Genomic DNA, 24758 nt, shown 5'->3' on the forward strand with positions numbered 1-24758 from the left:
CCGTTATGCCTGTAAATAGAAATACTATAGAACTACACATCACCCTGCAAAAGCCACCCGCCAACCTGGTTTACTCGTTGCAAAAAGGCAGCGGCGCCAACTACGAACCCGTGCAGGTGCAGCCGTCAACAGGGGAGGACTTGTATTTTACTTTGGAGATAGAAATTAAAGGTTCGCCGGCAACTTTGGAAACTCCCGATTTCCGAGGCCCCTATGTGCAAGGCCCCGTTGGCGGCAGGTTCATTTATTTAGATATCGGCAGCTATGCGGGTGGCGGCGGCTGGAGCGGCCGGCTCAAAATACCCCTGACCGGCATTAGCTGGCAACAAGTTGAGGCAGGGCAGCAATTGCGCAGCACGGTACCCGGCACGGGAAAAAACGGTATGCCCAATTGTGCAACCGTGAAGCCCTTTGAGGGCTGGAAATAGGGACGGGGTTAAAGTTTTATTTTCCAGGCCAGATCTAAACTGATGAGGTGCTCATACCGGAACCTTTGTAGGGTGCCAAAACGGATAAACGATGGCCGGTAAATAAGCCCCAGGTTAAAGCTTGGCCCAAATTGGTAATAGGTGGTGCCCACAAGGCCAAGCACATTGTGCTTTTTTGTTATGGAATGGTCTATAGTCTGCGAACTATCCCGAAGATAGTTGACCCTCCATTTGTTTTGCCCGTAAAAAAGCCCGTAGCCGAACGAGAAGCGCTCTATCTTATGGTTGTTGGATAAACTGACGAACATAGAAGACATGGTTTTATAGCTGCCGCCGAACCGATCATACGGAGCCGGAACAGGCACAACGAAATCGGTAACCGCGCTTGCCGAAAGGTTTATGAATTGCGAATAGGTGTGGTAATAGTCTAATCCCACCGATAGCCCCAGGAATCCGCCGTTCGACTGCAGCTTTTCTCCATCAGGCTTAAACACAAATTGGTTGGCGTGGGGTAGGGAGAGGTGTAATAAAAACTCGCCGTAATGCCCCGTTGGGCCGCAAATGTAGAAATCATTCATCACATCCAACGGGTCTATATAAATATTAGGATAAGTATATCGTTGGGGCGCGTTTTTATCGATCAGCATCCCGATGCCAAAATTTGTTACGATATTGTAATACCAGGCAAAGGAATTTTTAGCGGGGATGGTTACTGTTCTGCTTGAATTATCGCTAATGGCAACTACAGTGAGCGGTTCTGCGCTACGAGGGGTTTTGATAGAAACTTTATTTTTTCGGGTCGATAGCGTATCCTTATTTACTACTATTTTGGAAGGCTTTGTTGTGCGAATGGTGACTGTTGTTAGGCGCTCGTTCATTACCCGTGCGCAGGAGCTTAACAGGCATAAAATAATTGCAGCAGCAAATAGGTGCTTCATAAGGTTAAGGCGGTATATAGCGTAATATTTACCCAAGCAAGTTACGCAAAAATGCTGTTAATGTGTGGGATAAACCTTCAAAAGTCGAAGATTGTAACATTGAGTTAACGATATTTGAGACCGGACAAATTAAGAAATTATGCAACGGACCTTTGTTATAGGCGACATACACGGTTGTTACGACGAACTAATAGCATTAACCGAACAGGTTGGTTTAACCGATGAGGATAAGCTCATCTCGCTTGGTGATATTGTTGACCGCGGCAATAAGTCTAAAGAGGTTTATGAGTATTTCCGTAATCGCCCAAACTCGATAGTGCTGATAGGTAATCACGAACGGAAGCATATTAATGGTATACTCACCTATGCGCAGGATATTGTGAAACTGCAATTCGGGCCTGATTACGAAGGATTTGTAAAATGGCTTAATACGTTGAACTATTTTTATGAAACAGGCGATGCCATTATTGTACATGCCGCCTTTGAAAATGGTAAAGCTTTGGCTGAACAAAAGCAAGAAGTGCTTTGCGGTTCTACCGCCGGCGACAGGTATCTGGAAAAGCTTTACGGGGCAGATATGTACTGGAATGACCATTATACCGGTAGTAAACCGATCATCTATGGGCATCACGTTGTAGGAGATCACCCGCTTTTAAAAAACAACACTTACGGAATTGATACAGGTGCTTGCCATGGTGGGTATTTAACGGCAATTGAACTCCCGGGTTTTATTATCCACCAGGTAAAAGCTAAAGAAGATTACTGGAAAAGCGAGCGGGCTATTTGGCAAAAGGCTGTATTGCAAGCAAAGGATTGGCACAACATGGAATTTGAAGCAATAGATAAGTTGTTGGCAAAACTTTCGCATGTTAATGATGGCGAAGCTGCGGCATTTTTAACCAACCTTAAAAACTCAGTAACGCAACTTCAAGCCCTGCTTCCTCAAATAAAAATTGAAATAGATGCTTTTACATCTAAACTCGCAAACGAACACGGGGATGATTTCAACGCAGTTGCGAGCGTATATTCTTTTAAGACATTCATTTTCAAAAGCAGGGCAAATAATCTAAAACCGGAGGATTTGGTTAAAAGTTTGAATACACCTCAGAAGATAATAGAGGTTGCAGTGCAATTAGAATTAACAACACCAATTTTGCAGACATAGTATTGCTAAAAGGCCCTCAGGATAAGCGTGCCTCTTAGCAATAAGCGCTCACTACAAAGTCGCCATATCTATAACAAACCGGTAACGTATATCGCCTTTCAACATGCGCTCATAAGCGGCATGTATATCTTTAATATCTATCAGTTCAATATCGGCAACAATATTGTGTTCGGCGCAAAAGTTTAACATCTCCTGTGTTTCGGCTATGCCGCCTGCCGCTGAACCTACGATGCTTTTGCGGCCGCCTATTAACGAGAAGGAAGCGTTTACATGTATCCCCGTTGGCGGCACGCCTACACAAATAAGTATACCATCTACTTTTAGCAACGACAGGTAAAAATCGAAATCAACTTCGGCAGCAACGGTATCCACAATAAAATCGAAAGCAGATATTACTTGTTTCGCTTGCTCTGCATCAGTGGTTACTACAAAATGATGTGCACCCAAGCGTTTTGCATCTGCTTCTTTTTTGGGCGATGTACTCAGGATGGTTACCTCGGCACCCAAAGCAACGGCAAATTTAACGGCCATGTGCCCTAAGCCACCTAAACCCAATACGGCCACTTTATGCCCTTTGCCAACTTTCCAGTGTTTTAAGGGCGAATAGGTAGTAATGCCTGCGCACAGCAGTGGTGCTGTAGCAGCAATATCCAGGCTTTCGGGAATATGTACCACGAAGCTATCTTTGGTTACGATGGTATTGGAATATCCTCCGTAGCCCGGTGTGCCGTCGCCAAATTTGTCGATACCATTGTAGGTTACCGATACGCCTTCGGCGCAATAAGGTTCCAGACCCTCCTCGCAATGTTCGCATTTTCCACATGAGTTTACCATGGTGCCTACACCGGCGCGGTCGCCAATTTTAAAATTGGTTACATGGCTGCCTACCTTTGTTACGCGGCCAACTATCTCGTGCCCCGGCACCATAGGGAAAATGCCCGGGAACCATTCATTATTGATCTGGGCCAGGTCGGAGTGGCACACGCCGCAGTATTGAATTTCTATCTGTACATCGTGCGGGCCTACTTCCCTGCGCTCGAATGCCCAGGGTGCTAACGTATCATTAGCCTTTTGGGCGGCATATCCTTTTGCTTGTATCATGGTTAAATGTTTTTTGTTCGAAGCAAAAGTATGTTCGATTGAGCCCTGAAAAATTGCCGCAATCAAAGGAAAAGCTGCATAAATCAAACAAGAGTAAATGTTTGATTTTTACAATTTTCTGTTTGATGTAAGCAACTTTAGGGCGATGGCTTTTAACTAATTTTGAATTTTATAATGGGGCAATATGAGTTTAACAGGGCAGCATGATGATCTGAAACAGGACGACCGCGTTTGGATGCCAGCGGACATTAGTAAGGATGCTCAGCATTTTAACGTATTTTATGTACGGCACGATAACGACGAGCGTTTTAATTGCAAGCCATTTAACCGCCGGGCTTTATATAAAATTAGTTTATTGACGGGCAAAACAAGGTTGTGTTATGCCGATAAAACCATTGAGTTTGACCGGGGGCTTTTATTTACTAACCCCAATATTCCCTACTCATGGGAACACCTCGAGTCGGAACAGACGGCTTATTTTTGTGTGTTTACCGATGAGTTTTTCGGGCAGTTCATCAATATAAAAGATTACCCTGTTTTTAAACCAGGCAACGTACCCTTCTTTCATTTAAACAAAGAACAGTATGCCGGTTTTGAGGTTATTTTTAAACAGATGCTGAACGAGATAGGGCTGGAGTTTAGTTACAAATATGATTCGTTGCGGGCGATGGTATTGCAACTAGTGTTTGCGGCATTGAAGTTAGAACCGGCAGCCTTTACGCCCTATAAAGATTCGAATGGCTCGCAACGCCTCGCATCTATCTTTATGGAGTTGTTAGAAAGGCAATTCCCTATCGAGTCGCCCATGCAACGGCTGGAGTTTCGGCACCCTACGGCATTTGCCGATCAATTATCGGTACATGTTAATCATCTTAACCATTCGCTGAAACAGGTAACGGGTAAAACCACCTCGCAACTCATTGCCGAACGGATAATGCAGGAAGCCCGAAGCCTGCTGCAACATACCGACTGGAATATCTCTGAAATTGCCTGGTGCCTCGGCTTTGACGACCTGCCGCATTTTATCAACTTTTTTAAACGAGGGCAGCAGCTTACGCCAAAAATATACCGCAGGCAGCAAGCGGTGTAGCTTACTTCCTCACCTGCCCGTTGCCCCTCACCACCCATTTATAGCTCGTTAATTCCTCTAAGCCCATAGGCCCGCGGGCGTGGAGTTTTTGGGTGCTGATGCCAATTTCGGCACCGAGGCCAAATTGTGCACCATCGGTAAAACCTGTTGAGGCATTCACGTACACGGCTGCGGCGTCTACACGGTTCAGGAAAGTTTCTATATCATCTTCATTCTCGGAGATGATGGCCTCGCTGTGTTTAGAACTATTTACGGCGATGTGTTCCAAAGCTTCTTCGAGGTTGTTAACGGTTTTTATGGCCATCTTCATAGATAAAAACTCCGTGCCGAAGTGTTCGGGAGTGGCAGCGTGCAATAATTCAGCAGGGTAGGTGCTTTTTAATGCGGCGAACGATGATTCATCCGCAAATATTTCTACGCCTTTTTCGGCTAACGGTTTGGTCAAAGCAGGCAGTTCGGTTAAGCGGGTAGTGTTGATGAGCAAACAATCCAGCGCATTGCAAACACTTACACGGCGGGTTTTGGCATTATCAATAATGGCGGTGGCTTTCTCCAGGTCGCCTGTTTCATCCAAATAAGTGTGCACAATGCCTGCCCCGGTTTCTATCACGGGTACTTTAGCGCTGTTGCGCACGTAGTTTATTAGCGACTGGCTGCCTCGCGGTATCAACACATCCACAAAACCCACAGCGTTTAGTAAGGCCTCGGTAGCTTCGCGTTCGGCAGGCAGGAGGGTAGCGGCATTGGTATCGATACCATGAGCCGATAGCACGCCGTGTATCACGCTGATGATGGCGCGGTTAGAGTAGTCGGCATCGCTGCCGCCTTTTAATATGCTGATATTGCCCGTTTTAAAACACAGGGCAAATACATCAAAGGTTACATTTGGTCGTGCCTCGTAAATTACGCCCACCACGCCAAGTGGTACGCGCACTTTTGATATCTGCAAATCGTTGGGCATAGTTTTATCGGACAATACAGCACCCAGCGGGCTTGGCAAGCCGGCCACGCTTTGTATATCGCCGGCAATGGCGGCAATGCGCTCGGCTGTGAGCATCAGGCGGTCGTATTTTGGGTCGGCCGGGTCCATGCGGTCCAGGTCTTTTTTATTTTCCTGCAGCAGGTAGTCGGTTTGCTCTACGGCGGCTTTGGCCACATCAAGCAATACGGCATCAATGGCAGCAGGGGCGAGGCTCAGGTTTCGGCCAGCACTTACGGCGTTCTCAAAATACGATGTATATCCCATGGTTCTATCCCTGTAAATAAAGGTAATTATAATGCACCAGCGCGCGCTCTTTCTTTTTGCCGGTAAATTCGCGGGCTTTTTCAGCGCCGTATTCGGCAAGGCCCAGGCCTATCAGTTTTTCATTCTCATCAACAATGCGGATGATCTCGCCCTTTTTAAAATCGGCCAGTACCTGTGTAATACCCACAGGCAACAGGCTGGATGCCTTGCTGGATAGCAGCGCGGTTTTTGCCCCCTCATTCACCTGTACCGTACCGGTAGCTGCGGTTTCCGAATGGGCTATCCATTTCTTTTTGCCCGATGCCTTTTTGGTAGGCACAAAGCGGGTGTGGATGGTACTATTATTCAGCACGTCGGTAAGGATATTATCCTTTGTACCGTTGGCAATATGCACAGCAATACCCAAAGCAGCTGTTTTTTGCGCGATGGTAGATTTGGTGATCATGCCCCCGCGGCCGAATTGCGAACGCCCGGTGCTTACGAACGTCGAAAAATCCAAGCTATCGCCTACAACTTCTTCTATCACGGCCGAGCCGGGCAGTTTGGGGTCGCCGTTGTAGATACCATTGACGTTGCTGAGCACGATGAGTGCCTCGGCATTCAGCATAGAGGCGATGAGGCCGGCCAACTCGTCGTTATCTGTAAACATCAGTTCGGTTACAGATACTACGTCGTTCTCGTTAATAATAGGTATCACCTGGTGCTGCAGCAGTATCTCCAGGCAGTTGCGCATATTGAGGTAGTGCAGGCGGTCCCGGAAATCCTCTTTGGTTACCAGCACCTGCGAACACAAAATATCGTACCCGCCGAACAAATGCGAATAAGTATTAATGAGTTTTACCTGCCCGATAGAGGCCAGGAGCTGCCGTGTGGCAACAGCATCATATTTATCAGTAACGGTTATCAGGCTTCGGCCCGAGGCTACGGCACCCGAAGAAACCAAAATAACTTCTTTCCCTTGTTTTTTGATGGCGGCTATCTGGGCAACCAAATGGGCTATCCTTTCGGTATCGGGTAAACCATTTGCTTTGGTAATAACGTTGGAGCCTATTTTGATAATGACCCGCCGGTAATTGAACGACATTAAAGTATATTAAATTAGTAGACAATTATAAGGATTTAGGAGGGAAAGTGCATTATATTTTATAGCAAGTTGGTGAATTTTACCGCGGAGCACACAGAGAGAAAACGCGGAGGTTCGCAGAGTGCCTTGCAAACTGTTTAAGTGAATAAACAACCGATTCCACTTTTCTTCAGGTTTTGGCGCCTTTGCGTGAAATCAATTAGCCGACTTAAAAATCTCTCCGCGAACCTCCGCGTAACCTCTGCGAACTCCGCGGTTAATAGAATGTCGTGTTATTTTACCACTGAGGACACAGAGTTTTACACAGAGAGGCACAGAGCCTGTATTACGGCTAAGTTTACAGCGGATGTAACTCATAAAGTTAGAATTAATAGCCACTATACAAACTCTCTGACCAGTATGCAAATCTCTCCGCGAACCTCCGCGTAACCTCTGTGAACTCCGCGGTTAAATAGCCAATATCATACTAATTCTAAAAAATATTTGCACACTAAATATCTTTTGATAATTTTGTCGACAAATTCTATAGACAATGTATTTTTTAAGTACCCCGACATCAACCAAAACTCTACAAATGCAGTGCCTGTCTGCATGTTGTTGTTGCTAACCCATTCAGTAACAACTTATCACAATTCACTTATTACTATTTTCTCAAATCACTTCATGAAACATTTATATAAACTATTAGCCGTAGTAGCGTTCTTTTTGTTGCTTACCCCGGCCACTTCATTCGCCCAAAACGTAATTAAGGGCGTTGTTAAAAATTCCACGGGTGTGCCCCTGCCGGGAGCTACTGTAGCCGTGCGCGGTACCACTACAGCTGTTGCTGCCGACGATAACGGGCAATTCAGCATCACCGTTAACCTGGAGCCGCCTTTCTTTTTGCAGGTGCGTTCGGTAGGTTATAAAGCGCAGGATTTCCAGGTTCTAACATTTCAAACTACTCCGTTAGAATTAATATTGGTAGAAAATAATGAGCTTGCCGAGATCGTGGTAACCTCGCGCCGCCGTAAAGAGTTGCTGCAGGATGTACCTATCCCTATTTCGGTAGTGGGCGGTGCACAGGTTGACCAGGCAGGCGCTTTCAACGTAAACCGTGTTAAGGAGCTTATCCCGTCGTTACAGCTTTACACTTCTAACCCGCGTAACACGGGTATCAATATCCGCGGTATTGGCTCACCATTTGGCTTAACTAACGATGGTTTGGATCCCGGTGTAGGTTTTTATGTAGATGGTGTTTATTACGCACGCCCCGCAGCTGCTACGCTTGATTTTATCGACGTAGAGAGCATCGAGGTATTACGTGGCCCGCAAGGTACTTTGTTCGGTAAGAATGCTGCTGCAGGTGCTATTAATATTACCACTCGCAAAGCCAGCTTTACCCCGCATTACGCCTTCGAAACCAGCTTTGGTAACTTTGGTTACATACAGGCAAAGGCATCGGTAACTGGCCCATTGAGCAAATATTTCGCCGGCCGTTTATCGTTCTCGGGTACACAACGCGATGGTTTGATCCAAAACGTACGTACCGGCCGCGCTACAAATGATATCAATAACATTGGTTTCCGCGGACAGTTACTGTTCCAGCCATCTGATAAAACTTCGATCACTTTATCGGGCGATGCATCGAGCCAGAAACCCGACGGCTATGCACAAGTAATTGCAGGCGTAGCGCCAACTTTGCGCCCTGCTTACCGCCAGTTTAATGCTATTATTGCTGATCTGGGTTACTCGCTGCCAAGCCAAAACGCTTTCGACCGTAAGATAGACCACGATACCCCGTGGCGCTCGGGCAACAAACTGGGCGGTGTATCTTTAAACCTCGACCAGAAAATTGGTAACGGTACCTTAACCTCTACCACCGCTTGGCGCTACTGGGACTGGGACCCATCAAACGACCGTGACTTTACCGGCCTATCGGTATTGGCCAAATCGCAAAACCCTGCAAAACACCATAACTGGAGCCAGGAAGTACGTTACGCAGGCGATTTCGCTAAAAACCTGAGCGGCGTGGTTGGTGTGTTCTACCTCGACCAGATCGTGAGGATAACCGGTACCGAAGAATCGGGCTCGGCACAATGGCGCTTTGCACAAAGTTCAACCAGCTCGCTTTGGAAAACACCGGGCTTGTTCGAAGGGTACGGTATTTACACCAATGCCTACATCAAATCGAAAAGTGCTGCGGCATTTGCTAACGTAGATTGGACCATTGCCGAGAAATTCCACATTCAACCCGGCGTGCGTATCAACTACGATAAAAAAGATGTTGATTACAACCGCGTTGCCAGCGGTGGCCTGCAAACTACCGATCCTGCACTTATTGCCTTGAAGAACGGCGTCTACAGCAGCCAGGCGTACGCTTCAAAAGCCGACGAGAAGAACTTTACTTACAACATTACAGGTTCGTACCGTCCAAGTCGCGAGTTTAATGCCTTTGCTACCTACTCTACCAGCTACAAACCGGTAGGTGTGAACGTAGCAGGCTTGCCAACTGTTAACGGCCAACCTGCTGTCGACCTGGCCGTAATTAAGCCGGAGAAAACCAAACACTTCGAAGTGGGCTTTAAATCGTCTCCGGCTAAAAACGTAACCTTTAATGCCGTATTCCACAACTCGGATATTAAAGATTATCAAACCAACGTACAATCGCCCGAGCTTGGCGTAAACCGTGGTTACATTGCCAATGCCGAGAAAGTGAATGTAAAAGGTATCGAAGTTGATGGTACCATACAGGCAACCAAAACATTATCAATTTACACCTCGGTTGCTTATACCGATGCTAAATATGTAAAGTTCACCAATGCGCCGCTTCCTTTAGAAGAAACAGGTTTAACAAACTCAAGCAACCAGCAGGTGGCATTTAAAGATGTATCGGGCACTGCGCTGCCGGGTGTATCTAAATGGGCAGGTTCGTTTGGTGGCGAGTTTGCTACGCCTTCGAAGTTCATCAGCGATAACACCAAATTCTTTATCGCTACAGATGCTTCGTTCCGCTCAACGTTCTCGTCGAGCCCGTCGCCTTCGGCTTACTTAAACATCAGGGGTTACGGTTTGCTTAACGCCCGTACAGGTTTCAAAACGGTGCATGGTGTATCTGCCTTTATTTGGGCGCGCAACTTGCTTAATACTAACTACTACGAGCAATTGTTAGTAGCAGGAGGTAACGCTGGCCAATACGCCGGCGTACTGGGCGACCAACGTACTTATGGCATAACACTGCGCTACTCTTTGTAGTCGATAGTCGATAGTCCATGGACGATGGTTCATGGCAGGATAGATAATAGAAAAACGCAACAAGAGTTTTTTTAGGTTTAATTTAGTTTTTAAAAGGCGGGCAAGCGAGTTGCCCGCTTTTTTTGTGGGGTTTTAGTGCAGTACTAACGCATTTTTTGCCACTTCGCTCTAATCCCACTGTATTTTTCCGAATCTTGAGATATATGTCCGTTTTCTGATAACTGTCGATAATCAGGATTAGCAACTTTTAAACAAACTCTTAAAAGACCAATCTTATTTAGGGTAGGCCTTTTTAAGAGTATATCATCAATGATATTTGACGTAGTATCCAGGACGGATTTTAGGTCTTTAACTGTCAGAAATTTATTTAGATTTAACTCAACGATGTAGTGAACGCTCATTTTTTCAATAGTTAACTCTTTCATGACGGCATTAAACGGCTTGTAAGAATTAAGAAAATGTAGAAGTGAATCTTTATTAAGTATGATATCAGTGTCCAGTTCTTGCTCTATCAAAGATTCGAAGGATGTTTCAAAGAGTTCCCCGAACAATCTTTCTGCATTTAGGATAAAAATTATTTGCTCAGTATTTAAGTAGAAGTTCTCTACGTAATGAAAATGAGTTTTGCCATCTTTTCTCAGCCAATCCCCTTTTGCGGTGTCGTTAGTCAAAAAAATAACATCTGTATGATGTTTTTTAGCATACTCCATCATTTCATGGAAGATGATAAAATCGCCTGTTGGATCATCTTTTCCGCCTTTTTCAGCACAACCTGGAAATGTATTTATGTTATATACATCAGCGCTACTTTTATATTGCGGCAATAGTCTACCATAGTCCTCCTTTATTAATTTTAAATGACTGGAATCTAAAGATTCCAGTAAATGAGTCTTAGCCAATATATCCATAAATTGGTCATCCAACAATATTGAATTGGCACTCCCTTTTTTGTCGTTAACTTTGTCTTGAATATCCGTTTGGAGCGACATAATATTTTCTTCAAGTTTTTGAAGTTTTTCTTGTATATCGGGATAGTCTTCGAGCTTTGTTTTATTACTATTGTTAAAGCCTATGAGCTTATTTAAAACCTCTCCTTTGAAATTAGTAGGTAATTGCTCTGTTACGTCAGACTGAAAAGTGTTTATCACCTTTTCGCGATTTTTAATAAATTCAAATTGTACTTGGCGTGTTAAAACAATTCGTTTTTTATGGCTGGTTAGAAATTGTTTTATCTTTTCTCTTGCATTAAACGAAATTTCATAAATACTTAAAATAACGCTTGTATCTAAAAAAATTGGAGTATTTCCAACAAGTTTTGATGCCTCGCCAATTTTACTTTTATATTCTTTAAGAATATGGGTATGTGAACTTAAAGTTTGATTGAATTGTTGAGTTGCGAAGGAAGTTTCTTGTTTAGGTTTATTATCTGCCATAAATAAAGATAGCATTTTATAATTTCTTTTTAAAACAACAAACCCCGTACGAGTTGCACCTCGCACAGGGTTTTTCTGCTCACTTAACAGAATATAATTGGTCAATTATATTTAATCTACGGCCTGCCTTAGCATCAGCGCGCCTACGGTTACATTGGTACGGCTATCGATGATGATAGCACCACCGTTGGCTTTGTTTAGCTGGTAAGGGTCGAAGGCAAGGGGTTCGGCGGTTTTGATAACAATGCGGCCGATATCGTTCAGTTTAAAATCCTCTTCGTAATCTTTCTCGAGGGTGTTGATATTAACTTTGTACAGCACCTCGCTTATTTTGCAGCGGATGGTTTTGGTATTATGCTGCACCAAATAGGTAAGCGATGTATCCATAGGGCGGGTATCCATCCAGCACAGGTCGGCTTCTATCAGGTTTGATAGTTGCGGTTGGCCGGCGCTGTTTACGATGATATCGCCGCGGCTGATGTCGATATTATCGGCCAGGTGCACGGTCACCGATGTGCCAGCTACCGCTTCGGCAAGTTCCTTATCGTAAAATTCTATTTTAGAAATACTGCTGCTAAAGCCCGATGGCAATATGGTAACCTTATCGTTTACATGAAACGAACCGCTGCTCACGCGGCCTGCATAGCCACGGTAATCGTGCAGTTCGTCCGTCTGCGGGCGCACTACCCATTGTACGGGCAGGCGGGCGTGTGATGAGGTATCATCAACTTCCAACTGCACATTCTCTAAATGGGTAAGCAAACTATCGCCGGTGTACCAGCTAATTTTTGCCGATGGGTAAACAATGTTATCGCCTTTAAGCGCGCTAACCGGTATATAGGTAACATTTTGCAGGCCTACTTTGCCGGCTAACACTTTGTAATCGGCCACTATTTTGTTGAACACATCTTCGCTGTAATCAACCATGTCCATTTTGTTTACGGCAACTACTACCTGCTGTATCTGCAGCAGCGATACCAGGAACGAGTGACGGGTAGTTTGCTCGATAACGCCTTTACGGGCATCTATCAAAATAATGGCTAATCCTGCATTGCTGGCACCGGTAACCATGTTACGGGTGTACTGAATGTGCCCCGGCGCATCGGCAATAATGAACTTGCGTTTATCAGTTTCGAAGTATTTGTAAGCAACGTCAATAGTGATACCCTGCTCGCGCTCGGCTTTTAAACCATCGGTAAGGATGGCCAAGTCGATGCTGCCATCGTCGTTTTTACGGTTGCTGGCATGTAGGGCCTCTAACTGGTCGGCCAGGATGGCTTCGCTATCGTACAGCAGGCGGCCTATCAATGTGCTTTTGCCATCGTCTACACTACCTGCGGTTATAAATTTTAAAATGTCCATGTTCTCTCGTAAGCTATGGTTCCCCTCTTGAGAGGGGTTAGGGGTGTGTTTCTTCGTCTGCATTGTGCGCTAACACACCCCATGAGCGTTAGTGCTATTTGTTCTCCACCTCATGCTGAACTTGTTTCAGTACCCCATCATATAAGCCACTATGCAGATTGGATTTGCATTTACGTTACCTGCCGTGTGGGGTGCCGAAATAAATTCGGCATGACTTGTTTTTTATTTTCTTCCGTAGCGATGGGTTTGAAACCCATCGCTATCGTTAGTGCGGATACTTAAAAATATCCGCCCTTTTTCCTTTCTTCCATCGCGGCTTCGCTTACTTTATCGTCCATACGGGCGCCGCGTTCGCTTATTTTAGAAGAGGCTATTTCGTTAATGATATCGTCCAGTTCAAAGGCGTATGATTCTACGGCTGCGGTGCAGGTCATGTCGCCTACGGTGCGGAAGCGTACGTTCTTTTTTTCGATGATATCTTCATCATCCATATTTAAAAACGGCGATGCTGCCATCAGTTGCCCGTTGCGGGTAATGCAATCGCGCTGGTGGGCAAAGTATATGCTTGGCAAAGGGATGTTCTCGCGGCGGATGTAATTCCACACATCAAGTTCGGTCCAGTTGCTTATCGGGAAAACACGTACGTTCTCGCCTTTGTGTATTTTACCGTTGTAAATGTTCCAAAGCTCGGGGCGCTGGCGTTTTGGGTCCCACTGGCCAAACTCATCGCGTACCGAAAAGATACGTTCTTTGGCGCGGGCCTTTTCCTCATCGCGGCGGGCACCACCTATACAGGCATCGAATTGATGCTTGGCAATAGTATCCAGCAGGGTGACGGTTTGCAGCGCGTTGCGGCTGGCGTTCTTGCCTTTTTGCTCAATTACCTTTCCTTCGTCAATGCTATCCTGTACGTGGCCGATGATGAGTTTTTCGCCAATGCGGGCTATCATCTCATCGCGGTAGGTAATGGTTTCTTCAAAATTGTGCCCGGTATCTATATGCACCAGCGGAAATGGAAATTTACCGGGGCGAAAGGCTTTCAGCGCCAAATGCACCAGGGTAATAGAATCCTTACCGCCCGAAAACAGCAGTGCAGGTTTTTCGAACTGCCCGGCTACTTCGCGCAAAATATAAATGGCCTCTGCCTCTAACTCGTCCAGGTAATCTAACCGGTTCTTACTCATTCTTTCAAATCATTTAGTTCAGCTGCCGGTTCGTGAACATGCAGCCCGCATTCTTTCTTGCTTTGGTCTTCCCACCACCAGCGCCCGGCCCTGAAATCTTCGCCTGGTTGTACGGCGCGGGTACAAGGTGCACAGCCTATGCTTGGGAAACCCCTGTCGTGCAAGGTATTGTAGGGTATATTGTATTGTTTAATGTATGCTTTTACATCGTCAAGCGTCCAGCTAAAAATAGGGTGGAACTTGAAGAGGTTATTGCCGCCATCCCATTCCACATCGCGCATATCTTCGCGGTTGGCGCTTTGGTCGGCACGGATGCCGGTGATCCACATTTTGTTGCCTGCAACCGCGCGGTGCAAGGGCTCTATCTTGCGGATGCCGCAGCATTGTTTACGGTTCTCTACCGATTCGTAGAAGCTGTTGGGCCCTTTGGCGTTCACCATGGCCTCTAAAGCGGTATGCTCGGGATAGTAGGCGTGTATGGGTTTGCCGTATATCTCCATGGTGCGGTTCCAAACGTAATACGTTTCGGGGAACAGGCGGCCGGTCTCCAGCGTGAAAACCTTGATGGGAATATTATGGGCAAATATCATGTGGGTGATCACCTGGTCTTCCCAGCCAAAACTGCTCGAAAAAACAATTTCGCCCGGAAACTCCGCTGCCAAAGCCTGCAGGGCCTCAACAGGGTCTTTCCCCGATGTTAATTGCGATATGTATGTAGTATCTGCCAAGTTTAATGAACTAGGAATTTGAAAATGCTGCGTATACTTATCGCGATAACAATTACAGCGACCGCGAACATAATAGCTTTTGCTGATATTTTATTGGAAATTCTCGCAGCAATTGGCGATGCCAGCGCGCTGCCTATCACCAGGCCCGAAACGGCTTCCCAGTGTTTGCCGTTCAGCATCAGGATAAAGGTTGCCGAGCTTACCAGCGCTATAAAAAAGCGCGAGAGTTTTACCGTACCCAACGAAAAGCGCGGATGGCGGCCACCTGCTATTAAAGTTGATAATACGATAGACCCCCAGCCACCGCCGCCAACAGCATCAATAAAGCCACCACCCAAACCGAGCAGTTGAATGCGTTTGATCTTAGCGGTAGTGCGTTTTTTGCTGATGTTGATGGCTTTATTCAAGATAACGAAACCCAGTATCAGCGTGTATAGCGATACCACTGGCTTGGTGTAAACGGCATAATGCTCCAAAGATGATACTAAGTATGCACCGGTCGCCGCACCAATAATACCCGGGAATAACAGCAGCCAGAATAACTTCCAGTTTACGTTACCCATGCGGTAGTGCATCCAGCCGGCGATACCATTGCTCATGATCTCCGAAAGGTGCACACCCATACTTGCCGAAGCAGGAGGGATGCCCATAGAGAGCGAAAACGTGGTTGAGGTAACCCCGTACGACATGCCGATGGCACCATCTATCATGGCGAACACAAAGCCCGCGCCTAAAAAGTAGTAGAACAGCGGATCCACATTTTCTACGAACGACTGGAAGCGCGGTTCCCTTGCCCAAAGCAAGCCTATTACTACAGCAAAAAACGCTACAGATAGGCCCCATATCAGCAGTTTAAGGTTGTTATTGCTCGGAGGCGTTTTAGCGCCAACTAAAATAGCGGTAACCCTGTTCAGTTCTTTTACTTTGTGGGTAAAATCGCCGCCGAGGTTCTCGCGTATCTGGCTCATTTGCTGTAGGGTGGTATCTATCTCATCGGGGATGGCCTCGGTTAAAACTTCTTTTAAACGTTTGGCCACAGTTGGCGATTTGCCATTGGTAGATATGCCTATCTTCAGGTCGCCTTTTTGTACTATCGAGCCTAAGTAGAAATCGCACAGATCAGGTTTATCTGCCACGTTGATGAGCAGCTTACGATCATGTGCCGATTGGCAGATGTACTTGTTCAGTTCCGCATCGTTGGTGGCGGCTATCACAATATCGGCACCATCTAAGTCGGTATCGGCAAATGCCTTTTCAATAAGGGTAAGCTTTGGTGTGCCCGCAGCCAGCGCTTCTATTTGCGGCAGGAAAGTTTTTGAGATGACCGTAATAGCCGCGCCGGTGCTGTTGTTGAGCATGGCCGTTAGTTTCTCTAAACCAACTTTACCACCGCCAACAAGCACGGTATGCAAACCATCCAGCTTCAAAAAAACAGGGAACAATTGGTTACCCTTTGATTTGACAGGAGGCGTTTCGGTTAAACTATTATTCCTGGGCAACAATGTCATAAAACTCCCTGATGGGTTGAAACTTCGGATGCAACGATACCACTTCGCCAAACACGATAAGGGCAGGCGAGTTAATGTTGTTTTCTTCGGCAAGCTCGGCAATGGTATTGGCCACGCCAATTACTACCTTCTCGTTATCGGTGCTTCCGCTTTGTATTACGGCAACAGGCAACCTGCCTTTGCCTTCGTTCTGAAATATCTCCGCTATTTGCGCCAGCTTGTGTATGCCCATCAATACTACCACGGTAGCATTGGTTTTGGCAGCGGCATAAAGGTCGTTTGATATGCGGCCATCGCTGGTGGTGCCGGTAACTACCCAAAAGCTTTCGCTACGCCCGCGGTGGGTAACCGGTATGCCCTGTAAACCCGGAACGCCTATTGAGCTTGATATACCAGGAATGACCTGCGCCGGTATGCTGTAATCGGCAGCGTGGTCCAATTCCTCGTACCCACGGCCGAACACAAATGGATCGCCACCTTTCAGGCGTACTACGTGGCCATAGTTCAGCGCGTAGTCTATCATCAGTTTATTGATGTTCTCTTGCGAGAAAGAATGGTCGCCGCTGCGTTTGCCCACGTACACTTTGGTAGCGTTCTCTGGCGCGAACTCCAATAGTTCTTCGTTAACCAATGCATCGTACAAAACCACATCGGCGGTTTGCAGTGCTTTTATGCCTTTTATGGTGATCAGTTCGGCATCGCCGGGGCCTGCGCCAACAAGGGTAATGCGTGGTTCTTTTATAGCCGTTTTGGTTTGTGTTTGTATCATGACTGTAACACCGCCTCTCTTTTGTCTTTAACCGTTTGTAAGAAATCTGTTGCCTGCTGTTTGTAAGCAGTAGCAAACGCTTCCGATGGTTCGTTCTTGTTTATTTGCAGCACCAGGTCGTTAAAGGTACCTTCTAAGGCAACTTCGCCGGTGGCTACGTAAGTATTGTCAAATTCTTTAATAATGCCCGATTGTGTGCTGGCGTTGATGCCTTTATCCAGCAGCAAAGCTTTTGCCGCGCTTATCATGGTATTGTACGAGTGGTATATGGCATCGCTCCAGTAACCTTTATCGTACGAACCGTTGGCCCAACCCAGTTTCTCATCGCTTTCGAAGAGCAGGGTAGCAACTAAGTCTATCACTACACCGGCGCATTCGCCCACGCCAATAGCGCTTACGTAAGTTTCCTGGTGGCCCCAGTCAACAAACTCGTCTTCGGTTAGGGTGGTAAGGTCGGCGAGGGGTTTTAGCATACGGTAGAAGTAATCTTTACCCTGGCGGTCGTAGTACGCATGGTAAGTTTCGTCCTGTTCCGATTGGCTTTTGTAATCGTTCAGTACCAGCCTCAATACATCGGTAGCACGTTTAGATGGTACTTTTATTACACGCTCGGCAGCGCGGCCTTCGCCGTTGCCTACGGTACCGCCGCCCAGCATTACCTGTACAGATGGCAGTACTTTAGCACCCGCTTTAAGCGAACTGCCGTGGAAGCCAATATGCGCCAAGCCGTGCTGGCCGCAGCTATTCATACAGCCGCTTATTTTAATTTTTATTTCGCGGTTGTATATCAGGTCTTCGTACTCGTTGTATATCACATCTTCCAGCACGCGCGCCATGGTCATGCTGTTGCTGATGCCCAGGTTACAGGTATCGGTACCGGGGCAGGTGGTAACATCGGCAATGCTATCAAAACCCGGTGCAGCAAAATCTAAAGCGTGCAGGCCTTCATAAAGGGCAGGCAAGGCTTCTTTGCGTACATATTTTAACAGCAGGCCCTGGTTTTGGGTGATGCGTATCTCGTCGCCAACATAAGGGCGAATAGCGTCTACCAATTTGCGGGCAACATCAGTTGGGATATCGCCAACGGGTACTTTAATGTACACGCCATGGAAGCCTTCTTGCTTTTGCTCGAATACGTTGGTTGCTAACCATTGCTCGTAACGGAATGGGTTGGCAATTTCAACAGCAGGGTATTCGGTAGTTTCGGGCAGGGCAGGGGCGGGTACCGTTTCGCGGTTAATAGGGTAGGTTTTTACCTTAATAGCTGTGCGTTCTTCTTTAGCCAAACGCAATACTTCTTCTAAACCTAACTTCTGTACCAAATATTTAAGACGTGCCTTGTTACGGTTGTTGCGTTCGCCATAACGGTCGAACACTCGAATGATGGCTTCGGCATAAGGTATCAGTTGATCCTCGGGTAGGAAATCTTCTACCTGGTTGGCCAAAATTGGCTGTGCGCCTAAGCCACCTGCCAACATCACTTTAAAGCCGCGTTCGCCTTTTTCATTCAGTTTTGGGATAAAGCCCAAGTCGTGAATGTAAGAGAAAGCGGTATCGTCGTCGTTCGCCGAGAAAGCAATTTTGAATTTACGGCCCATCTCCTGGCAAATAGGGTTGCGCAGGAAATAGCGGAACATGGCATCAGCATAAGGCGAAACATCGAAAGGTTCTTTCGGGTCGATGCCGGCAGTAGGCGATGAGGTGATGTTACGTACAGTGTTACCGCAAGCTTCGCGCAGGGTGATATCGTCGCGCTCTAACTCCGCCCAAAGTTGCGGGGTGCGATCAAGGCTTACGTAGTGTATCTGGATATCCTGGCGGGTTGTAAGGTGCAGGTTGCCGCTGCCGTACTCGTCGGATATATCGGCTATCTTCAGTAATTGTTTAAAAGTGACCTTACCGAATGGGAGCTTGATGCGCACCATTTGCACACCGGGCTGGCGCTGGCCGTAAACGCCGCGTGCCAAACGCAGGCTGCGGAATTTCTCGTCGTGTATCTTTCCTTCGCGAAAGGCACGTATCTTCTTTTCAAGATCGATGATGTCCTGCTCAACTATCGGGTTCTCCAGTTCGGTCCTGAAGCTCTGCATAATGTCTAATTTAGTTTTGTATAAAAAAGCCCCTTCGCTGTGGCTGAAGAGGCAAATATTATTAATTCTACTGTCTTACAACCACGATTTTTTGCTCCGCATACAGCAGAACATCAGGTTGGTTTGATATGTAAAATTTGTATTCATCATTTCGATGTTTCAAATATATACAAAGTATAGGGGATTAGTAGAATTTATTTAAAAAAAAATGATTTGATGACATAGTGATTATTTTACCGCGGAAAACACTGGGTGTTTTAGCCGTTTATGATATCAGGTAGCGGATGGAGTGAACACGAATTTTTTCTAATTAAAACGAATTTTACAAATGATGGCTGACAGATGTTAACTGGTTGCGTATGGAGTGAACACGAATTTTTTCTAATTAAAACGAATTTCACAAATGATGGCTGACAGATGTTAACTGGTTGCGTATGGAGTGAACACGAATTTTTCTAATTAAAACGAATTTCACAAATGATGACCGGCAAATCTTTACCACGAGGACGAAGCTGAAAATTCGTGAGATTCGATCTAATTAGCGGAATTAGTGTTCATTTAAAACACAAAAGCACCGCCTTGCGGCAGTGCTTTCAAATATTTGAAGTAAGAAAATGCTTAGGTAGTATAACCTAATATCTTCAGAACCTGTTTACTGTTTTGTTCTTCGCCAAATACCTCGAAGTTGAATGTTTCATCGCGGTTGCGGCGGATGATCACGTGCTTTGGCGATGGCAGCAGGCAGTGGTGTATACCGCCATAGCCGCTTAATACTTCCTGATAGGCGCCCGTGTTGAAGAAACCAAGGTATTGTACCTTACGGGTTTTCGGCATGAACACGCTGTTCATGTGGGCCTCCTGGTTGTAATAGTCCTGACCGTCGCAGGTGATACCGCCAAGGTTTACGCGCTCGTATTCGCTATCCCAGTTGTTTACCGGCAGCAGTACGTATTTTTGGTTCAGTGCCCAAACATCCGGCAGGTTGGTAATGAACGAGCCATCCAGCATCAACCAGCGCTCGCGGTCATTCTGTTGTTTGCGGCCCAGTACTTTGTACAATATGCCCGATGCTTCGGCCACGGTGTATTTACCAAACTCCGTAATAATATCCGGTTCCATGGTATCGTGCTCGGCGCAGATCTCTTTTATACGGCTCACGATCTCGTTGATCATGTATTCATAATCAAAATCAAACACCAGCGAATCTTTAAAAGGCATACCGCCGCCAATATCAAGAGTATCCAAATGCGGGTTCACCTTTTTGAATTTGCAATACAGCGTTACGTATTTCTCCAACTCGTTCCAATAGTACGGGGTATCAGATATACCCGAGTTGATGAAGAAGTGCAGCAGTTTTACCTGGAAGTTAGGGTTGTCCTCTATCTTGTTGTGGTAAAAATCTATCACATCTTCCATACGCACGCCAAGGCGCGAGGTATAGAACTGCGAATCGGGCTGCTCTTCTGCCGCTATACGTATGCCGAGGTTGCATGGGGTGTCCATTTCTATCTCGTCGTCGTACAGGTTAAATTCTTCTTTGTTATCCAGCACGGGGATAATATTTTTATACCCATCGTGCAGCATATCGATGATATAGGTTTTGTACTGGAAGGTTTTAAAACCATTGCAGATAACCGTAATATCTTTATTCACTACACCTTTTTTCTCCAAAGCTTCGATCATCGGCATATCAAAGGCCGACGAAGTTTCGAGGTGGATCTCGTTCTTCAGCGCTTCTTCTACAATATGGCGAAAGTGCGAGCTTTTGGTGCAATAGCAATATTTGTAAGTACCGCGATAGTTATTTTTGATGATGGCCTGCTGAAACAACAGTTTGGCCTGCTGTATCTTTTTGGTTATCATGGGGAGGTAAGTGAAGCGCAGGGGCGTGCCATACGTTTCTATCATCTCCATTAAATTTAGGTCCTGAAAGTAAAGTTCATCGTCGATGATCTCGAAACCATCCTGCGGGAACCCAACGCTTAAGTCAAGAAATTCCTGGTAACTCTGCATTTAATAAAATTTTCGCAAAAATGTAATTTTAAAACGGATTATTTACGAAAATGTTGGGCTAATTTATGAGCGTATTGTAATTTGTTTGTGAGTGTTAAGTTGAGGTTAATATGATGTTAGCTTTATTTAACCACGGAGTTGGGGGAGGTTGCGCGGAGGTTCGCGGAGAGGGTTTGGTGGTTAATTAGTTATCACGCAGAGACGCAAAGACGCAAAGTTTTTTGAGATAGTTGTTGCGAATTGAGTTAACACGAATGGCACTAATTAAAACGAATTTCACGAATTTTAGGCTTTACGCTGCCGCAAGCGTCCTCGCTTGTGGTCCGAATGCAAAGTGGAGATGTATTTTATTTACCTGAACTAATTATGCTTACCGAAGAAGAGAAACAGATCATCCTGAATACTTACAAATGGATTAAAGTGCCGCGTTATGTTGACGACGAAAGCCTGAGTTGGGAAGAACGGTACAAGAGGCTTGATGAGCACCATGTGCGCGAAACTTCTTTTTTGATAGAGAAGATAAGGGCGTTGGTGGCGGGGATGTAGAGGTAAGCTGGAAGCTTAGATCATTTTGGGTCCAAGTTACGCTGCGCTAAACTTGGACCAGTGAAGGGGAGGATTTACCTCAATATTATGCTTACCGAAAAAGAGAAACAAATCATCAAAGCCCGGCGCGAGTATGCAGCGCTTGGCAGTGAGGTGGAGTATTCGTGATTAACCAGTCCGCTTAACTACACCGTCAACGCTGCCGGGTAATTAATTTCTTTATTTCTACCGCTACGGAAAGTGTTTATCAGTATCAAAACAATGTTGCCGAAATAAAGGACTACAGCAGTTACTAATAATGTTTCTGCTTTACCCAATTGCCCTATGGAGAAAAATGGTGAGCCCGTGAGCAGTACCGAATAAAGATAACCTACGAATAAACACCACACGCTTTGTATGAGTAACGCCCTTTTAGCTACCCTGTCGATATTTGGTATTTGCCCTCGTTTGATCATCCATAATATAAAGGGTATCACTAAACCCAGCAATGGGAATATTATAAAACTAAGTGCCGATAAATCTAATGTGGCCAGGTATGTTTTACCTTCCGGCACAGGCTGTGGTGTAATATGTTTTTCTGTTGTGCCGGCCAATTGCTCGGGTGTGGTTTCCAGTGCTGCCGCAATTTGTTGCAGGCTATGGCCGCGGGCCTCCGTTTCGCTGTTCTCTATGCGCTGAACAGTGCGCAGGCTTATCTTAGCCAGTTCGGCCAGCTTCTCCTGGCTAAGGCCTTTTAGTATGCGCAGCTCTTTAATGTTTTTGGCAATGTTGTTTTTCATGTGCTTTGTTTTGATGAAGCAAATGTAGAGGGCTATGGCTAATTGCGTTAAGAAATGTTTACGTCATTTATATGACATATAGCTGAATTGGCTTCGGAAAAAGAAAGTGTATACCCTGCTTTCACTTTCGCTGCATATCCACATGCCGGTAGGCGGTGGTGGCGGAAATGTAGAGAAATATTTAATAAGTTGAATCTATTGTGTAGATTTATCTAACCCCTATCATCATGAACACCCCCCTACAAACCATTACCGACGGCCTTACCTATGCTGGTGAAGTAAAACACATCATCATCAATTACCTCGCCTTACTTATCACGGTTGCGCCCATTACTATGCTACCCGCTAAGGCTTTAAAAATTAAGCAGGCAGCTTACCTGGTTTTGTTTATTATGGCCGTTTTCCAGGTTGTGTTGTGGTTTGTGGTGGCGGCTACCGGTATATCGGTAACATGGTGTGCGTTGAGTGGCGCCATTGTTTTAATTGTGGCGCGATACCGGGAGTATAGGCAGCCTTTGTTATTTGTTGCAATTGCAGCAACCCTGATTGCAATAATATATTATGCCCTTACATTACCGATAGAAACCACTATTGCCCACGCGGCAGCTGTTGTTTTGGGAGCAGGCTTGTTTTGGGTATTTGCACCGAAGCGGAGAAAATAGGTGGCGGCTTTCCACTATTGATCAGCAGCTAACTCGTCCTTTGGCCTGCATATCCATAGTATCGGTATCAGCATAAGCACCGCTATGGGCAATATACGGAGGTATAGCAGCACTTCAAACGCATGGCTCGATATAACATCCCGACCTATGATTGGGGAAAAATTTACGCCGATAATGAACAGGATGATCCATAAAGGAATGCTCATTTTTTGTTTAACCACCTCCCAGTTTTTAATGAAATAATACGACAGGTACACAAACGCGGGTATGATGTAAACAAAGGCATATTGCTGTTGGTGGGGGTACAGCAAGGGCACAGCGATAAAAATATAACTCATCTCCCAAAATTGCCTAAGGGTGCTTTTAACTGCTTTAAAGGGCCAGGTTCTTAAAAATGCCAGCGTGAGCAGCACTACGCATAACCTTACTATGTTTAAAATTAAAGAAACCTGTTGGAAAGGCAGGTTCAAGAAATTCCGCTTGAAGGATAATACACCCGTGGTGGCCATTAAGTAAACCGGTATCAGCGCTACCAGGCTGCTGGGGCCGTCTTCTGCTTCAACCGTCCACTCTTTATTGCCGGGGTTCAGCAGGGTGAACCAGTTGTGTACCAGGTCCAAGTTTCGTTGCCAGCCCAAATACAAGGCTGGGATAAAAAGATAGATCAAATAAAATACACACGTGAATGACGCTGCCTTTAACTTGTTACGATAGACCAGGTAAAACACAAAGGCCAAAGGCAATAGTTTTATATTAATGGCTAAAGCAAGTAAGGCTGCCCCAGGGATGTTGCGGCCCCGATTGATGAGTTGAATACTTTCTAAAGTGGCCCATAACATAAAGATGGTCATTTGCACATAACCAACATCAACCAATATAAAGCGGATGGACAGGAGCAAGCTTATGATAAACCATAGTTGCAATTGCTTCTTAGAAAACTGTGTTACATCAAAATATACCGCAACCAATTGCCATATCCGGTAGAGTAAAAAGTAGGAGACCGTGAGCCACAAAAGCTGAGAAATAATGATAGGAAGCCCCGAAAGTGGTGCCAGTAGCAATGCAAACAGCGGACTATAGTAATACTGAAGACCCTGAGCGAAGGGCGGCGCGTAAATATTTTTGCCCTGGATTATTTTACCCCCGGCATCTACAAACACCTCAAAATCATGTGCGTTACGTGCACTGGTATAAGCATAAAAAATACCGGCGATGATAAGGAAGACCTTGAAATATTTATTGATAACCATAGCGTAGCGTAGAGGGCGCAAGATAAGTTTTTACGGGCATTCGCTGTGGGTGTATTTCATGTTAGTTAAACTGAAGGGGGGGAGCGTGGTTGGAGTTAAGCTGGAAGCTTAATTCATTTTAGGTCCAAGTTACGCTACGCTAAACTTT

20 protein-coding genes are annotated in these 24758 nt (G+C 45.7%); 6 read left to right on the forward strand and 14 right to left on the reverse strand.

What is annotated here, in order from left to right; translation table 11 throughout:
* The first annotated feature begins 5 nt into the window (after window positions 1-5).
* Window positions 6-428: a DUF5990 family protein gene (locus tag BC343_RS07140; RefSeq protein ID WP_078347079.1), complete on the forward strand. Its 423-nt coding sequence runs from the start codon at window positions 6-8 to the stop codon at window positions 426-428.
* An 8-nt stretch (window positions 429-436) separates the two neighbouring features.
* On the opposite strand, the gene BC343_RS07145 is transcribed toward BC343_RS07140, so the two are convergent.
* Entirely contained in the window at window positions 437-1366 is a 930-nt protein-coding gene (locus tag BC343_RS07145; protein WP_143822090.1) for a hypothetical protein, read from the reverse strand.
* Between the two features lie 139 nt (window positions 1367-1505).
* On the opposite strand from BC343_RS07145, the gene BC343_RS07150 reads away from it, so the two are divergent.
* Window positions 1506-2531 carry a metallophosphoesterase gene (locus BC343_RS07150; RefSeq protein WP_078347082.1) on the forward strand — a complete coding sequence of 342 codons (1026 nt, stop codon included), beginning with the start codon at window positions 1506-1508 and terminating at the stop codon, window positions 2529-2531.
* 51 nt (window positions 2532-2582) lie between these two features.
* Here the strand turns inward: BC343_RS07150 and BC343_RS07155 are convergent, their stop codons facing one another.
* Window positions 2583-3632, reverse strand: a complete 1050-nt coding sequence (locus tag BC343_RS07155; protein WP_078347265.1) for an NAD(P)-dependent alcohol dehydrogenase — start codon at window positions 3630-3632, stop codon at window positions 2583-2585.
* Between the two features lie 184 nt (window positions 3633-3816).
* On the opposite strand from BC343_RS07155, the gene BC343_RS07160 reads away from it, so the two are divergent.
* Window positions 3817-4722 carry a helix-turn-helix domain-containing protein gene (locus tag BC343_RS07160; protein WP_078347083.1) on the forward strand — a complete coding sequence of 302 codons (906 nt, stop codon included), beginning with the start codon at window positions 3817-3819 and terminating at the stop codon, window positions 4720-4722.
* Between the two features lies 1 nt (window position 4723).
* Here BC343_RS07160 and BC343_RS07165 read toward each other — a convergent pair whose 3' ends face one another.
* Together BC343_RS07165 and proB are read right to left on the reverse strand one after the other, a co-directional pair.
* Window positions 4724-5968: a glutamate-5-semialdehyde dehydrogenase gene (locus tag BC343_RS07165; protein WP_078347084.1), complete on the reverse strand. Its 1245-nt coding sequence runs from the start codon at window positions 5966-5968 to the stop codon at window positions 4724-4726.
* A gap of 4 nt (window positions 5969-5972) precedes the next feature.
* The gene (gene proB / locus BC343_RS07170) at window positions 5973-7052 is read right to left on the reverse strand and encodes a glutamate 5-kinase (protein ID WP_078347085.1); all 1080 of its coding nucleotides are present in this window, start codon (window positions 7050-7052) and stop codon (window positions 5973-5975) included.
* Window positions 7053-7715: 663 nt separating this feature from the next.
* On the opposite strand from proB, the gene BC343_RS07175 reads away from it, so the two are divergent.
* Window positions 7716-10286 carry a TonB-dependent receptor gene (locus BC343_RS07175; protein ID WP_078347086.1) on the forward strand — a complete coding sequence of 857 codons (2571 nt, stop codon included), beginning with the start codon at window positions 7716-7718 and terminating at the stop codon, window positions 10284-10286.
* 143 nt (window positions 10287-10429) lie between these two features.
* Here BC343_RS07175 and BC343_RS07180 read toward each other — a convergent pair whose 3' ends face one another.
* From BC343_RS07180 to BC343_RS07215, 8 genes are all read right to left on the reverse strand, one after another.
* Entirely contained in the window at window positions 10430-11824 is a 1395-nt protein-coding gene (locus BC343_RS07180) for a PIN domain-containing protein (protein WP_143822091.1), read from the reverse strand.
* Between the two features lie 6 nt (window positions 11825-11830).
* Window positions 11831-13081 carry a sulfate adenylyltransferase subunit 1 gene (locus BC343_RS07185; protein ID WP_078347088.1) on the reverse strand — a complete coding sequence of 417 codons (1251 nt, stop codon included), beginning with the start codon at window positions 13079-13081 and terminating at the stop codon, window positions 11831-11833.
* A 278-nt stretch (window positions 13082-13359) separates the two neighbouring features.
* Window positions 13360-14265 carry a sulfate adenylyltransferase subunit CysD gene (cysD, locus tag BC343_RS07190; RefSeq protein WP_078347089.1) on the reverse strand — a complete coding sequence of 302 codons (906 nt, stop codon included), beginning with the start codon at window positions 14263-14265 and terminating at the stop codon, window positions 13360-13362.
* Window positions 14262-14993 carry a phosphoadenylyl-sulfate reductase gene (locus BC343_RS07195; RefSeq protein WP_078347091.1) on the reverse strand — a complete coding sequence of 244 codons (732 nt, stop codon included), beginning with the start codon at window positions 14991-14993 and terminating at the stop codon, window positions 14262-14264. The genes cysD and BC343_RS07195 overlap by 4 nt, the downstream gene beginning before the upstream one ends.
* 2 nt (window positions 14994-14995) lie before the next feature.
* Window positions 14996-16501 (reverse strand): TSUP family transporter, encoded by a 1506-nt coding sequence (locus BC343_RS07200; protein ID WP_078347092.1) that lies wholly within the window; start codon window positions 16499-16501, stop codon window positions 14996-14998.
* Window positions 16479-17270, reverse strand: coding sequence for a uroporphyrinogen-III C-methyltransferase (cobA, locus tag BC343_RS07205; protein ID WP_078347093.1), 792 nt, complete (start codon window positions 17268-17270; stop codon window positions 16479-16481). The genes BC343_RS07200 and cobA overlap by 23 nt, the downstream gene beginning before the upstream one ends.
* A complete protein-coding gene (locus tag BC343_RS07210) occupies window positions 17267-19360 on the reverse strand; it encodes a HEPN domain-containing protein (protein WP_078347095.1) in 2094 nt (697 codons plus the stop codon). The genes cobA and BC343_RS07210 overlap by 4 nt, the downstream gene beginning before the upstream one ends.
* A 618-nt stretch (window positions 19361-19978) precedes the next feature.
* Complete coding sequence (locus tag BC343_RS07215) at window positions 19979-21373, reverse strand: arginine decarboxylase (protein ID WP_078347096.1); 1395 nt, start codon at window positions 21371-21373, stop codon at window positions 19979-19981.
* A gap of 366 nt (window positions 21374-21739) precedes the next feature.
* Here BC343_RS07215 and BC343_RS07220 point away from each other — a divergent pair, with 366 nt between their 5' ends.
* The gene (locus tag BC343_RS07220; protein WP_078347098.1) at window positions 21740-21919 is read left to right on the forward strand and encodes a hypothetical protein; all 180 of its coding nucleotides are present in this window, start codon (window positions 21740-21742) and stop codon (window positions 21917-21919) included.
* A 185-nt stretch (window positions 21920-22104) separates the two neighbouring features.
* Here BC343_RS07220 and BC343_RS07225 read toward each other — a convergent pair whose 3' ends face one another.
* A complete protein-coding gene (locus tag BC343_RS07225; RefSeq protein WP_078347099.1) occupies window positions 22105-22698 on the reverse strand; it encodes a helix-turn-helix domain-containing protein in 594 nt (197 codons plus the stop codon).
* 227 nt (window positions 22699-22925) lie between these two features.
* Here BC343_RS07225 and BC343_RS07230 point away from each other — a divergent pair, with 227 nt between their 5' ends.
* Window positions 22926-23360, forward strand: a complete 435-nt coding sequence (locus BC343_RS07230; RefSeq protein ID WP_078347101.1) for a hypothetical protein — start codon at window positions 22926-22928, stop codon at window positions 23358-23360.
* A 14-nt stretch (window positions 23361-23374) separates the two neighbouring features.
* Here the strand turns inward: BC343_RS07230 and BC343_RS07235 are convergent, their stop codons facing one another.
* Window positions 23375-24610 carry a glycosyltransferase 87 family protein gene (locus BC343_RS07235; protein WP_078347103.1) on the reverse strand — a complete coding sequence of 412 codons (1236 nt, stop codon included), beginning with the start codon at window positions 24608-24610 and terminating at the stop codon, window positions 23375-23377.
* Between the last annotated feature and the right edge of the window lie 148 nt (window positions 24611-24758).

It is taken from the genome of Mucilaginibacter pedocola (genome assembly GCF_002013915.1).
Taxonomy (GTDB): Bacteria; Bacteroidota; Bacteroidia; order Sphingobacteriales; family Sphingobacteriaceae; genus Mucilaginibacter; species Mucilaginibacter pedocola.